This window comes from Vibrio sp. 1S139 (assembly GCF_041439475.1).
Taxonomy (GTDB): domain Bacteria; phylum Pseudomonadota; class Gammaproteobacteria; order Enterobacterales; family Vibrionaceae; genus Vibrio; species Vibrio crassostreae_C.
In genome coordinates this window covers 37,991-51,647 of the sequence record NZ_JBGOOD010000014.1, presented here as the reverse complement: position 1 = coordinate 51,647, position 13,657 = coordinate 37,991, and the positions used below count along the sequence as shown (strand labels likewise).

Genomic DNA, 13,657 nt, shown 5'->3' with positions numbered 1-13,657 from the left:
CCCTTTTTTATTGCGGTCATAACAGGAGTAATTATTTGTGAAATGGTTTCAAACCGCGAGTATGTGTTTACTGCTTGTACTAACAGGTTGTGCGACAACATCAGATAACACCTCAAGTTGGGTTTATCCACCGATGGCTGTGCCACTGCAACCAAGCGTTCAGCAAGAAGTTCAAATTGCACGTCTTAGTCAGTTATTACAGCGCCCAGATTTGAACGATGAAGTTCGAGCTAAGATGCTGTTTGAACGTGGTAACTACTACGACAGTGTTGGCCTGCGTGATCTCGCGCGTCTCGACTTCAACCAATCTCTTTCATTGAACCCTGCTCAACCTGATATCTTCAATCTTTTGGGTGTTTACTTTACGCAGGTAGGGGAGTTTGATGCGGCTTATGAATCTTTTGATTCTACGTTAGAGCTTGATCCTGCAAACTCTTACGCAGAAAGGAACCGCTCTATCGCGCTTTACTATGGCGAGCGTTACGACTTAGCCAATGAAGAGATGATGAAGCACTATGCCGACGATCCTAGCGATCCGTTTCGCGCTCTGTGGTTGTACATCATTCAGCATGAGCTGACGCCAGAGCAGGCTAAGCTTGATTTGCAAAAACGTTACGAGAGCCGTGATGAGCAGTGGGGTTGGGTATTAGTCGCGATTATGCTTGATGACATTACTGAAGAGCAGGCTTTCAAGGCGATCTTAACCGGTACTCGTGACAACACGTTACTTGCGCAGCGTCTAACAGAGACGTACTTCTACCTTGCTAAGCGTTACCATATGAATGGTGATTACGCGAATGCTATCTCTTTGTACAAGTTAGCGGTTTCTTTTAACGTGTATGAATACGTAGAACACCGTTACTCTTTCTTAGAGTTAAGCCGTATCTTCACCACGCTTAAAGCTGAGCACTTAGCACAAGTTAAGTTAGCTGAGGCCGAAGAAGAAGCTAACGCTAAGTAAGCAACACATTTTGATTCCGAAAAGCCGCTGCCTGTCAGCGGTTTTTTTATGCTCCTTTTTTATGATCTTCATCTCGTTTTGATTGCTTTTTATTTAAACAACACTAAAATAGTTAGTCTTGCTAACTAAATGCCATTCTTTGATTAGGTGAGTATGCTGAACCAGAATTTAGAAAAGATTGAGCGCTTCGCCTCTAAGATATGGCGCACTCAGGTAAATGAAGATCCTATTTGCCAATTGAGCTTCAATGAATATGACTATTTGAAGGTCATTCAAGCCTCTCCTGAACCGATCCGATTGACAGATCTGGCGATTGAAATGCAAGTAACCAAGCCTTCAGCAACTACTATGGTTCAAAGGTTAGAGAGAAAAGGTCTCGTTGAGCGTAAAGCTTCGCTCGAAGATGCGAGGTCTAAGTTGGTCGTACTGACCAGCAAAGCGGAAGTCGGCTTGGAAGAAGAAAGTAAGATCTATCAGGTTATGGCACAGATACTGGAAAGCCGTTTGTCTGAGCAAGAATCTCAGCAGTTAAACCTATTATTAAATAAAGCTTTAAAGTAAATAATTTAGATATTTAGTTAGTCTTGTTAACTAATTTTTCGAGTCATATCTTGTTGATATGCGACTCACAAATGAAAGTAGAGTAAGAAATGAGTAACTCAATTAGTCGCCAGTTTTGGCGATACACAATCCCTACCGTGGCGGCCATGTTGGTTAATGGCCTGTACCAAGTGGTGGATGGCATCTTCATTGGCCGCTATGTGGGGGCTGATGGACTTGCAGGTATCAATGTTGCGTGGCCTGTGATTGGTTCGATTCTTGGTATTGGTATGTTGGTGGGTGTGGGCACAGGTGCGCTTGTCTCGATTCGCCAAGGTGAAAAAGATACTCAAGGCGCTAAGCAGATCTTAGCAACGGGCTTAACCTTGTTGTTAGCGATAACGCCTATTGTCTCTGCATTGCTGTTCTTGTTTGCTGATAACTTCTTGCTTTGGCAGGGCGCTGAAGGGCGAGTGTATGAACTTGGTCTGCAGTACTTACACATTCTGATTGGTGCTAGTGTCTTCACGCTAGGTTCGATCGCGATGCCGTTTCTACTGCGTAACGATGACAGTCCGAACTTAGCGACGATACTGATGATCGTTGGTGCGGTGATTAATATCGTGCTCGATTACCTGTTTATCGCTCTCTATGGCTGGGAGTTGATGGGTGCAGCATTAGCAACAGCGATTGCCCAGTTTGTAGTAACGGCTCTCGGCTTGGCTTACTTCTTCTCGCGTCGAGCAAACCTACGTTTACGTTGGAATGAGTTGAGATTGAAGCTGGATGTGATTCCACAAATCTTCGCCATTGGTACATCAAGCTTCTTTATGTACGCTTATGGTTCGATGATGGTGGCGTTGCACAATGCGTTGTTCTCTCAATATGGCGACCAGTTGATGATCGGTGCTTACGCGATTTTGGGCTACATCGTGACGGTTTATTATCTCACGGCTGAAGGTATCGCCAACGGCATGCAACCATTGGTGAGCTACAACCATGGTGCGCGTAACCAAGCAAACATCCGCAAGCTACTTAAGATTGCGATGATGAGTTCGGTATTGATTGGTGTGGCGTTCGTGCTGCTTCTCAATGCGTTCCCACGTGAGTTTGTATCAGTATTTAACTCAGACGAACCTCAGTTGGTTGAGTACACCGTGTTGGGTATTCGCCTTCACATGTTTGCACTGGCGCTGGATGGCTTCTTGGTAGTCGCAGCTGCTTACTATCAAGCGGTGAACAAGGGCAGCAAGGCGATGTTTGTGACTATAGGTAATATGCTTATCCAACTACCGTTCTTGTACATTATGCCTAAGTTGTATGGTGTGCCGGGGATCTGGATTGCGTACCCACTGTCTAACATCGCGCTAAGTGTGGTGGTGATGGTGATGCTCTACAAAGATATAAAGAAGCTCGATGCCTCATCGATGGAAACCGCGGCGGCATAGGTCGCGTTTCTTAAGTCGAATAAAATAGGTCTAGCGAATGCTAGACCTTTTTTGTATTTGTTACTGGTTAGTCCAATGCGAGGAACTAGATGTTCTTAACGTCTAAACCTGCAAGCTGATGCCAATACCCATTACATTGGCGGCTTTCAATTTTCATCGGTTTTTGACCTTGCTCGTTTGCTCTGAAGTTGTTGATTTCAGAGAAGGTATCGATACCGAGAGGGCTTAAACGAACCACATCAACCAGGTCGTGCATGTTCGGTAAATCATTGACTAGGTTGTAGCAGTAGCCTGATTGCGTCTGAATACCGTTAAGGTTGAAGACTGATTGGCCTTCTTGGCTTTCTACTTGTAGCCCTGTTGGGTAATTGATACAGCAGGTTTCGCAATCGTCTTTAGCTTTGTTTTCAGCGCGAGCGGTAAAGCAGCGTGCTGAGTAAGCAAGCGGCAGGTAGCCGTGGCTAAACACTTCAACTTCGAACTTGTTACGAATATTTAGCTCTTCGCACTGGGTCATTACGTTGCTTAGCCATTCGCGAGAAAGCTCAACCGGCATACACCAACGCGTCATGCCTTGTTTCAAGAATAGGTTCAGGGTGCGTGCGTTGTAGGTGTTTACTGCCGGGCCAACCACGAAAGGTACTTTGCTTTCGCTGGCCAGTTGAATTGCAGACACATCATTGGCTTCGATCGCAAAGTCACCGTTATCGATGTACTTCTTCATGATGTTGACTTCGCTTGGTGCTTCTAGCAATGCCATGGTGGAAAGTACGACTTGCTTACCTGAAGCAGACAGCTCTTTAGCAATGTCCATCCAGTGTTTCGCTTTCATCTCACGACGTTTTGAACACACCGCTTCACCTAGATAGATGATGTCGGCAGAGCTTGATTTCGCTTGCTCATAGAAGCTTTCAACGTCTTGTTTTGGCCAAAAATAAAGTAGAGGGCCTAATGCGTATTTCATTGAGTTCTCCATTTGGCTCTATTGCCATTTACGGTGATAAGCGCCAAGCGTGGTTTGTGTACCTTCAGATACATTCGCCAGTGTCGCATTCCAAGCTTGTTCCACTTGGTATTGTTCTGGGTTCGCTAAGTAGCGATCGATAGCTGCGCGCCAAGTGCGAGTGACTTGTTCAACATAAGCCGGGCTGCGTTGTCGACCTTCAATCTTCACTGAGGCAACGTTTGCCGCGAAAAGCTCAGGCAACATGGATAGCGTGTTGAGGCTGGTGGGCTCTTCAAGTGCGTGATAGCGCTTACGTTCACCATCGATCTCGGCTTCAAAGCGGCCTTTACACAGCGTTGGGTAACCTGCGTTCTCACCTGCTTCATACTTATCGATAAGGATTTCGTTCAAGCGAGACTCGAGGCCAGTTTCTGTTTCTTGCCAGCGAACGTATTTTGCGGGAGAACAAGCACCAACGGTATTTGGTGATTCGCCTGTCATGTATGAAGAGAGGTAGCAACGGCCTTCTGCCATGATGCACAAGCTACCAAAAGCGAATACTTCAAGGTCAACGTCAGAAGTGATGTTACGAGAAAGCTGTTTGACCTGATGAATCGACAACACACGCGGTAGTACGACACGCTTAACGTTGAAGTTTTTATGGTAGAAGTCGATAGCCGCCGCATTGGTCGCAGATGCTTGCACTGATAGGTGCAGTTCGAGATCTGGATACTTATTTGCTGCGTACTCAAGCACCGCGATGTCTGCGATGATCAGCGCATCAACACCCAGAGCAGCGGCGTTGTCTACGGCATTAGTCCAACGGTCGAAGCCATTTGGGTGAGCAAACGTATTTAGGGCAACATGAATTTTCTTGTTGTGGTCATGCACATACTGCACAGCACGATCGAGCTTTTTACCCGCAAAGTTTAGGCCTGCAAAGTGTCGGGCATTGGTATCGTCTTTGAATCCGATATAGACAGCATCCGCACCACAATCAATAGCGGTTTTCAAAGCAGGTAAGTTACCCGCTGGGCATAAGAGTTCCATTTGCTCACTACCAGTAGAATTAAGTTGAAGCGAGCATTTTATGAAGAATTGTGAATGACGGAATTGATGTAAGGCAGGTTTAGATGGATAAATCTGCTTTTACTCCGTTTGAGGTACTGACGAGTGACCGTTTTACATGTTGGCTTGGTTTAAATATGAGGTACTTGATTAGTTCTTATGACGGCGGTTTTGGGCAAACAACTCTTCGACATCTTGTTTTGGTTGCGGACGGTAGAAGTGGAAGCCTTGAATCGAACTACAGTTGAGGTTCGATAGCAGAGTTGCTTGCTCACTGGTTTCGACACCTTCAGCAACCACGGTCAAATCGAGAGATTTACCTAGGTTGATGATGTTTTCAATTACGGTGATTTGCTTTGGTAGGGTATCGATATCAGAGATGAAAGCACGGTCTATCTTAAGCTCATCAATTGGGAAGCGAGCAAGGTAAGACAGTGAAGAGTAACCTGTACCAAAATCATCAATGGAGAGAGCAAAGCCAAGTTTCTTGATGGCGTTAAGCATTTGGAGTGTGTGTTCACTATCACTCATCACCGCACTTTCCGTTAGCTCGAACGTAATCGCACTTGGATCAAGCTCGGTCGAACGCAGTAGCTTTTCCATGTAATCAATCAGTTTCGGGTTACCAAACTGTTCTGGTGAAAGGTTGATAGCCACTCGACCTGGAAGGATACCTTGCATCTTCCAGCGCTTAACCGTAGCAAATACTTCACGCATTACCACTCGGCCAAGTTGTTCAATAAGCCCTGCTCGTTCCGCCACAGGAATGAACGCGGCCGGACTGATATAACCTTCGACAGGATGCTTCCAACGTACCAGAGCTTCAGCGCCGTTGATGGTGAAATCACGGGCATTCACTTTCGGTTGATACCAAACCTCAAGTCCATTTTGTTGCAGTGCTTTTTGGAGCTCTATCTCAAGCCACAGTCGCATACGCGCTTCTTTATTCATCTGTTCGTTGAACTTGATCAGACGATTACGACCACGATCTTTCGCTTCATACATTGCTGTGTCTGCATTTTGCAGCAAGATACGAGCATCAGTACCATCTTGAGGAAAGCTCACACTACCAATAGAGCAGGCTAAGCGCTTGCTAAAGTGGTGAAGATCGAAGGGTTGATTGATCAGGGAAATGATCTTTTCAGCGAGCATTTCAGGTGTTCGCTGATGTTCAGGTTCTGGAAGGATAATACCAAACTCATCCCCGCCTAAATGTCCAATCACGGCCTTACGAGGCAGTAAGCGTTTAAGACGCGAAGCGACCTCTTTAATCACCTTGTCACCGATGTGATGACCAAGTGAGTCATTGATATTCTTAAAGTTATCAATGTCTAAGTAGAGCATCACCACCGGCGTATCGTTGTGAATGAACTGCTCAAGACGCTTAGTAAACCCAACTCGATTGTAGAGTTTGGTCAGTGCATCTATGTAGGCATCTTCACTGTTTGCTGGTGTGTATTGTTTTGCGGTTTCTTGTGCGTCTTGAATAAGCACCAGCTGAGTGTTGCTTCCAAGAACGGTGGTGGAGTCGATGTTGAGCTGGACCTTACGTTCAAAGCCGCATCGCGCACCCGTTAAGCAAACCAAACCAGACTCAGAAATAATAGAGCTGAGGTTATTATTGAAGACTGTTTTGGTTTGTTCATCGATAAATAGGCGTCCCAGCTGTTCGCCAATTAACTCTGTGGTTGAGTTAAAGCCAAGCAGGCGCGCTGCCGCTGGGTTGGATGACAAGATATAGTCACTTTCAACGAGCAGTAATCCGTCAGGGAGTAGTTGAGATAGTTTGTGGAATTTGGCTTCGGATTCTTCTAAAGAACGGACAAGTACTTGGTTTTCTGATGTGTCGAAGGCGTGAAAGACGATGTAGTCGGTTTTGTTGCCATTGGTAAGCGGAGATAGGCTGAAATGAAGGCTGGTATCGAGGTCTGTTTCGTTGAGGGTGACTTCGGCCTCAATCGTTTCGCCACTGAATGCACGCTCATAGTAAGGCTTGAGATGTTGGTAGAACTGTTCGCCCAATGTTTGGCGATCATTCATGCCTGCAAGCTCTGTTTGACTCAAACCAGCAATATCGCAGTAACGCTCATTCACCATAAAATAGTTATGTTGAGCATCAAGTACTGCAAAAAAGAACGGACTATTTGCAGTTAGCTGGGTAAACCAATGTTGTAGTTGTTGGGGAGGCATCAAAGTACTACCAATTCTCCAAGAGCTTGAATATTCACTATCGATAAATATTTATTACTTTTTGTGTGGCTATCGATATTTACCTGTGAGTGCAGCGATCCGCTGTAATTCTCATTACCTGAGTTACTATAACTGTGATTTTCAGGATATTAAAGGTCGAGTATCAAACAGAAGTTAATTTGATACATAACAGTAACTGAGATCTCAACATCATCTATGATGCATTCCATATTATTGACAAAGTTACGGATAAGTCACGTGATAAACAAGATTCGCACTCAACTAGTTCAAAATGCCGCATCAATTTTGCGATCTCCAGTCCAGTTATTGCCTAAAACAGTACAAAAAAGAGCCTTATTGGAGGCGCTTAAGAATGTATTCAAGGAAGCTTTAGAGGACGGTGACTTTGAGTTTTTAGAAGACAAATGGCTGAAAGTCTCAATAAAAGACATGGGGTTAAGTTGGTGTATTAGCTACAAAAATGAGCAACTGGTTGTAGCTGATAAAGACGTGGTTGAAGATGTAAGCTTTAGCGGCAATCTTAACGATCTTGTGTTGATTGCGGGACGTAAAGAAGACCCAGATACGCTTTTCTTCCAACGTCGACTGTCTATTGAAGGTGATACAGAGCTCGGTTTAGAGGTCAAAAACTTGATGGATAGCGTAGATTTGGACTTATTGCCGACTCCTATGAAAACTTTGTTAAATCAATTAGCTGATTTTGTGCAGAAGGGAGTACAATCCCCAGATACACAAAGTGAGGTAATGAATGCTTATTCGAACTGAAGCACCGGCAGATATACTTGTCATTGATCGTCTATTGAAATCTGTTTTTGAAACGGATGCAGAAGCTAATTTGGTTATGAGCTTGCGTGAGAATAGTCATTTAACGCTATCGCTGGTGGCTTGCTCTGACGAAGGCGAGGTGGTTGGTCACCTGATGTTTAGCCCAATTACCCTTAAAGGTGACGATCACAACTGGCAGGGGCTTGCACCACTTGCTGTGAAAGAAGAGTTCCGCAACCAAGGCATTGCTAAATCACTGGTTGAAGATGCTTTCTCTACTTTGGTTGATTTTGGTTACCCAGCCTGTGTCGTGCTTGGTGATCCTGCCTATTACGGTCGCTTTGGTTTCAAGGCTGCGAGTGAATTTGGTTTGAGCTGCACTTGGGATGTACCTGAAGGAGCTTTCCAAGCTATCGAGTTAGTTGAAGGTGCGCTTGCAGGGCATTCTGGTGAGATTGCTTACAGTCCTGAGTTCAACGACTTATAAGCTGATTTATCACGCAACAAGATACAAACTGATTTAGTCTAAATAAAGGAGCTTGATGCTCCTTTATTTTTTGTTAGTATCAGCCCTGCTCTAATAAGCGCTCTTTCAATAGAGGCAGCTTTCACAAAACTAGTTCTAACAAACTTCTGGTTTCAATAAACTTTGGCTCCAATAAACTTAAGGTTACTACCGCTAGATATGTCACAAACACACGCGCAATACCTACATGAGATGGGCATTAGCCAATGGGAACTAAGTCACCCAGAGCGTTTAGCAGGTTATGAATCTGAATTGACTCCGCTCTCGAGCGATTGCAAGTTACTGTTGGTTTCGCCTGAAAAACCTCAGGAAGATCTCGCCGTGATGTTTGAGCGAGTACTCAAAAGTATCAAGCTCGACTTATCTCAGGCTTTACACCTTCAACCGCAACACTTGTCTACTGTGGATTTAGGTTCGGTTGAGTGGATATGGTTTGCTGGTTGTGAGTCGGCTCAAGAGCTGAAGGCTAAAACACTTCAATCGCCATTACTGTCTGACATTAACGGTAACAACCAACACCGCCGCGACTTATGGCAACAAATTTGTGCTTATGACTAATCAATTTTTACCGACTTCACAACAACACCTAGACGCCATTTGGAAGATAGAGCAGGCCGCGCATTCTCACCCTTGGTCTGAAAATATGATCCGAGATCTTGATAGCCGAGGCGCTTGTCATCATGTCCTTGAAGTTGATGGACAAGTGGTGGGCTATTTCTTCGCTCAAAATATTGTTGGTGAAGTGACGCTGCTTAATATTGCGGTAGACCCAAGCAAGCAAGGCAAAGGTTATGGTAAGGCACTAACTGAACATTTCCTTGATATATGTGAACAAGCTGATGCTGAAAGCGCTTGGCTGGAAGTTCGCGAAAGTAATGTGAACGCGTTTAATCTTTACGAAAAGGCAGGCTTCAACGAAGTTGATCGCCGTCGTAATTACTATCCAACTAAACAAGGCAACGAAGATGCCATCATTATGAGCTATCTTTTTATGTCTTTTAGCTAGTCATGTTACGTCTTTTCGCTAACTAGATAGCTAATCACAAAATTAGCCAAAAAATAGGGTGTAAACTGACCCTTTAGAAAGTGATACGCTTTCTGTATAATCCGCACACAGAATTCAAGGGCAAGTATTATCTACTTGCCCTTTTTACGCTTTAGATCAGCAAAGGGCGACTATGTCTTTCCAACAAGAAGTGAGCAAACGTAGAACGTTTGCGATTATCTCTCACCCGGATGCGGGTAAAACCACGATTACTGAAAAAGTTCTTTTATTCGGAAACGCGATTCAAAAAGCGGGTACCGTAAAAGGCCGTGGCTCTAACCAGCACGCTAAATCTGACTGGATGGAGATGGAAAAAGAACGTGGTATCTCGGTAACTACGTCGGTAATGCAATTCCCATACAATGATTGCCTAGTAAACCTACTCGATACTCCAGGACACGAAGATTTCTCGGAAGATACGTACCGTACGCTAACAGCGGTTGATTCTTGTTTGATGGTTATCGATGCTGCTAAAGGTGTCGAAGACCGTACTCGTAAGCTGATGGAAGTAACACGTCTGCGTGATACTCCAATCGTAACGTTTATGAACAAACTTGACCGTGATGTTCGTGACCCGATGGAAGTGCTTGATGAAGTGGAAAGCGAGCTAGGTATGGCCTGTGCTCCAATCTCATGGCCAATCGGTTGTGGTAAAGAGTTTAAAGGTGTTTACCATATTCACCGTGACGAAACGATCTTGTACGAATCTGGCCACGGTCATGAGATTCAAGAAGTTCGCATCATTAAAGGTTTGGACAACCCTGAGCTAGATGAAGCGGTAGGTGCTGATCTTGCGGAAAGCGTACGTGAAGAACTAGAGCTTGTTATTGGTGCTTGTCCGGAGTTTGATCACGAACTGTTCCTTGCTGGTGAGCTAACGCCGGTTTACTTCGGTACTGCATTGGGTAACTTTGGTGTGGACCACATGCTTGATGGTCTAACGAAATGGGCTCCTGCACCTCAAACGCGTCAAGCGAACGAACGTGATGTTGAAGCGACAGAAGAGAAGTTCTCTGGTTTCGTATTTAAGATCCAAGCAAACATGGACCCTAAACACCGTGACCGTATCGCATTCATGCGTATCGTTTCGGGTACTTACAACCAAGGTATGAAGATGAACCATGTTCGTACAGGCAAGAGTGTAAGTATCTCTGATGCGGTAACCTTTATGGCGGGTGACCGTGCACGTGCTGAAAAAGCATACGCGGGTGATATTATCGGTCTACATAACCACGGTACTATCCAGATTGGTGATACCTTCACTCAAGGTGAGAGCCTGAAGTTCGCTGGTATCCCTAACTTCGCACCTGAGCTATTCCGTCGTATTCGCCTGCGCGATCCACTTAAGCAGAAGCAACTTCTAAAAGGCTTAGTTCAGCTTTCAGAAGAGGGCGCAGTACAAGTATTCCGTCCTATGCAGAACAACGACCTGATCGTTGGTGCGGTTGGTGTACTTCAGTTCGACGTGGTTGTAGCGCGCTTGAAAGCGGAATACAACGTAGAAGCTATCTACGAAGGTGTTAACGTTGCAACAGCTCGTTGGGTTGAATGTGATGACGCTAAGAAACTTGAAGAATTCAAACGTAAGAACCAATCTAACCTAGCGCTAGATGGCGGTGATAACCTGTCTTACATCGCACCAACTATGGTGAACTTGAACCTAGCTTCTGAACGTTTCCCTGAAGTTCAATTCCGAGCGACGCGCGAGCACTAATAGCGACAGTTCTACATAACACTGTTGGATAATATTAAAGCCGAATTGCTTCTAGCATTCGGCTTTTTTGTTACACTAAGAGTACACCGTTTTGATGGAGTAAAGCGTGTTTGATCTCAATTTAGTAAAGCCATTCCTCTCTGTATATCAACAAAGATCGATAACCAAAGCGGCTGAATCGTTAGAGCTAACTCAACCTGCGGTCAGTGCTGCAATCAAGAGGTTTGAAGCGGTGGTAGGCTATGCGTTGTTCGTAAGAGTAGGGCGTTCAATAGAACCAACGTCAATGGCTCACAAATTGGCAGGTCAATTATCTGATGCTTTAGAGTTGATGGAAGGTGCAGTATCAAGAAAGCGTGATTTTACCGTTTATATGCCTGCGAATCTGCTCCACAAGATGCCCATGCTTAATGGTGTTCAGTTAGTTGAATCCCCAATTTCTGTAGAGAATGTTGTCGAGGATATCCGACTCAATCGAGTAGATTTAGTGGTCGATACTGGTTTACCTAAACAGTCAAGTTTAGCGTCTGAATTTGCAACTACTGATAGATTGCTTCTTATGAGTGATCCTGAAAACAGTCAATTTGGTGAGAAGATTTCGATGGATGAGTTTCTTGAAGCACGGCATGTAACCTTGAAGTTACTTCGCCAAGATACTCAAATAGTCGACTTTCTTTCCGAAAAGAGCTTCACTCGTGATGTTGCTATTGAAGTAAGAAACATCACTAACTTGATATTGGCGGTAAAAGGGACTGACTACATTGCTGCGGTTCCGGTTAGCATGATCCAATTAGCAAAAACCATTGGCTTACGGATTCATGAGCCTCCATTCTCAATGCGTCCTGTGGAGTTTGAGTTTTTCTATCACAAGAAGTATCAAACTAATGGGCAACACCAAGAGTTGCGAGAGAAGCTTAAACAGCTACTAAACAGCTACTAAATAGCTAGAAATCGAAGGCTAAACCGAATTCCACATAGTTTTTGTTTTCAGGGTATATGGTGTAGGTAACGGACGGTTTTACGTACTTCAAGTTAAAGAATACAGCTACTTCGTGATAATGAATGTTGGTCCTAGTTTCATTTCTGATATGTCTAGATCTCGTAGTAGTATCATCTTTAATATAAAAGTCTTGGGTATCTTTTTTGAATCCGATTTCTTGGTTGAATTTGTAAAGAAAGTCAGCATATTGAATCGGGCTCCACAGAGCGCCTGCACTATAATCGAATGTGTCAGAGGCTCTATATTCCATGCATAAGTTTGGAAGACAAGCATCGAAATCTCTGTCCATATAGTTGTAGTTGATATCGCCAAGCAGTGTCCAATTTTCATGAATCAACTTAGCAACAAAAATGCCTGTTGTGATCTCATGTTCGCTGACTTTTATGGTGTTTTCAGTGTAGTACGTGTCCCCTTGCCAGAATGAATATCCCAACCCTGCTTGCCAATAGTCTTGAGTATCAACCTCTCCAAAAACACGCAATTTATCATTGATTTGATAGTTGATATCAAGAGTGGCAACCGTTTTTTCGTTGTCTGGGTTTTGAGATAAGCTGACGGAAAAAATATCCGTAAAACGCTCAATAGATTCAACCAGAGTGTCATTTGCTGATGAATGAAAAGGGAAGGTGGAAGCAAGTATTAATAGAAGGCGTTTCATATTCAAATTCCGAATCGCTTTCCTTAGCTAGTGAGTAAAAACACCCGATAATAGCGTTCACTATTATCGGGTGAGCGGGTTCAACTCAGGTTGAATTTTAGCCGCGTAAACGTTGTTGAATAGCGGATTTAGCTTTCTGTAGTTTAGTTGGGTCGATAGATTGAAGCTTGCTACGGTCGATGTTTGAACCATCAAACACATGATCGTGATTCTTTGTTTGAATACGTACACCGTCATCTATTTTTGAAACAGTCGCAACCCATTGACCGTTGCCTTTGACTAAAGAGAATTGGTCAGAAGTAACATCGCCTTCCACACGAAGTAGTGTTTTTTCAAAGTCTCCGTTGCCAATAAATACGAGCTCGCCATCTTTGCGTTGGACAGTACCTACCCACTCGCTGGTGTTTTCGTCGATAATGTGGATTTCGCCGTTAATGATCTTAACTGTCAGGTCACGCTCTTCCATCTCGGGGCGGTCTTCACCGAAATCTGGAGACCAACGAGGTGTATCATCAAAGTCCATATCTGGGTGCTCTGGAGAGGCTGGGAGAGTAGGTCGTGGGCTATCAATTACAATAGTTCCCTTGCCACTAGTTATCTCAAAACCACTATCCACACGCTCAACAGTTGCTAACCATTCGCCATTACCTTTAACGATGGCTGCACTGCCGTTAGCTTCTAGGTCACCTTCAACTTTTACTAGAGTTTTTTCAAAGTCTCCGTTGCCACGGAAAATGATCTCACCATCCTTGCGTTGTACAGTACCTACCCACTC

General features: G+C 44.3%; 13 protein-coding genes and 2 pseudogenes. 9 read left to right on the top strand and 6 right to left on the bottom strand.

Annotated features, from left to right (window positions below; all coding sequences use genetic code 11):
- Nucleotides 1–37 precede the first annotated feature (37 nt).
- The 3 genes from nlpI to ACED46_RS07010 all read left to right on the top strand — a co-directional run bounded on the left by nlpI (nucleotide 38) and on the right by ACED46_RS07010 (nucleotide 2,949).
- A complete protein-coding gene (gene nlpI, locus ACED46_RS07020; RefSeq protein WP_017059235.1) occupies nucleotides 38–961 on the top strand; it encodes a lipoprotein NlpI in 924 nt (307 codons plus the stop codon).
- A 153-nt stretch (nucleotides 962–1,114) separates the two neighbouring features.
- The gene (locus tag ACED46_RS07015) at nucleotides 1,115–1,522 is read left to right on the top strand and encodes a MarR family winged helix-turn-helix transcriptional regulator (protein WP_017056675.1); all 408 of its coding nucleotides are present in this window, start codon (nucleotides 1,115–1,117) and stop codon (nucleotides 1,520–1,522) included.
- A gap of 89 nt (nucleotides 1,523–1,611) precedes the next feature.
- Nucleotides 1,612–2,949: an MATE family efflux transporter gene (locus tag ACED46_RS07010; RefSeq protein WP_371721152.1), complete on the top strand. Its 1,338-nt coding sequence runs from the start codon at nucleotides 1,612–1,614 to the stop codon at nucleotides 2,947–2,949.
- Nucleotides 2,950–3,034: 85 nt separating this feature from the next.
- On the opposite strand, the gene ACED46_RS07005 is transcribed toward ACED46_RS07010, so the two are convergent.
- The 4 genes and pseudogenes from ACED46_RS07005 to ACED46_RS06990 form a co-directional block, all read right to left on the bottom strand.
- A complete protein-coding gene (locus ACED46_RS07005) occupies nucleotides 3,035–3,913 on the bottom strand; it encodes a U32 family peptidase (protein ID WP_371721151.1) in 879 nt (292 codons plus the stop codon).
- Between the two features lie 18 nt (nucleotides 3,914–3,931).
- Nucleotides 3,932–4,711: pseudogene (locus tag ACED46_RS07000) on the bottom strand (peptidase U32 family protein); the annotation flags it as partial.
- Nucleotides 4,710–4,754, bottom strand: a pseudogene (locus ACED46_RS06995) (hypothetical protein); the annotation flags it as partial. The pseudogenes ACED46_RS06995 and ACED46_RS07000, both read right to left, overlap by 2 nt.
- A 359-nt stretch (nucleotides 4,755–5,113) precedes the next feature.
- Nucleotides 5,114–7,153, bottom strand: coding sequence for a bifunctional diguanylate cyclase/phosphodiesterase (locus ACED46_RS06990; protein WP_017059239.1), 2,040 nt, complete (start codon nucleotides 7,151–7,153; stop codon nucleotides 5,114–5,116).
- A 258-nt stretch (nucleotides 7,154–7,411) separates the two neighbouring features.
- On the opposite strand from ACED46_RS06990, the gene ACED46_RS06985 reads away from it, so the two are divergent.
- From ACED46_RS06985 to ACED46_RS06960, 6 genes are all read left to right on the top strand, one after another.
- A complete protein-coding gene (locus tag ACED46_RS06985) occupies nucleotides 7,412–7,939 on the top strand; it encodes an SCP2 domain-containing protein (RefSeq protein ID WP_170963063.1) in 528 nt (175 codons plus the stop codon).
- Nucleotides 7,923–8,426, top strand: coding sequence for a GNAT family N-acetyltransferase (locus ACED46_RS06980; protein ID WP_017059241.1), 504 nt, complete (start codon nucleotides 7,923–7,925; stop codon nucleotides 8,424–8,426). Before ACED46_RS06985 ends, ACED46_RS06980 begins: the two co-directional genes overlap by 17 nt.
- A gap of 198 nt (nucleotides 8,427–8,624) precedes the next feature.
- Nucleotides 8,625–9,023 (top strand): DNA polymerase III subunit psi, encoded by a 399-nt coding sequence (locus ACED46_RS06975; RefSeq protein WP_017063280.1) that lies wholly within the window; start codon nucleotides 8,625–8,627, stop codon nucleotides 9,021–9,023.
- Entirely contained in the window at nucleotides 9,016–9,471 is a 456-nt protein-coding gene (gene rimI, locus ACED46_RS06970; RefSeq protein ID WP_017059243.1) for a ribosomal protein S18-alanine N-acetyltransferase, read from the top strand. The genes ACED46_RS06975 and rimI overlap by 8 nt, the downstream gene beginning before the upstream one ends.
- A gap of 172 nt (nucleotides 9,472–9,643) precedes the next feature.
- The gene (gene prfC / locus ACED46_RS06965) at nucleotides 9,644–11,224 is read left to right on the top strand and encodes a peptide chain release factor 3 (protein WP_017059244.1); all 1,581 of its coding nucleotides are present in this window, start codon (nucleotides 9,644–9,646) and stop codon (nucleotides 11,222–11,224) included.
- A 106-nt stretch (nucleotides 11,225–11,330) separates the two neighbouring features.
- A complete protein-coding gene (locus ACED46_RS06960) occupies nucleotides 11,331–12,164 on the top strand; it encodes a LysR family transcriptional regulator (RefSeq protein WP_371721150.1) in 834 nt (277 codons plus the stop codon).
- Between the two features lie 4 nt (nucleotides 12,165–12,168).
- On the opposite strand, the gene ACED46_RS06955 is transcribed toward ACED46_RS06960, so the two are convergent.
- Nucleotides 12,169–12,882 (bottom strand): hypothetical protein, encoded by a 714-nt coding sequence (locus ACED46_RS06955; protein ID WP_371721149.1) that lies wholly within the window; start codon nucleotides 12,880–12,882, stop codon nucleotides 12,169–12,171.
- A 97-nt stretch (nucleotides 12,883–12,979) separates the two neighbouring features.
- Nucleotides 12,980–13,657, bottom strand: a 678-nt coding sequence (locus tag ACED46_RS06950; RefSeq protein ID WP_371721148.1) for a hypothetical protein, incomplete at its 5' end; no start/stop codon positions are given.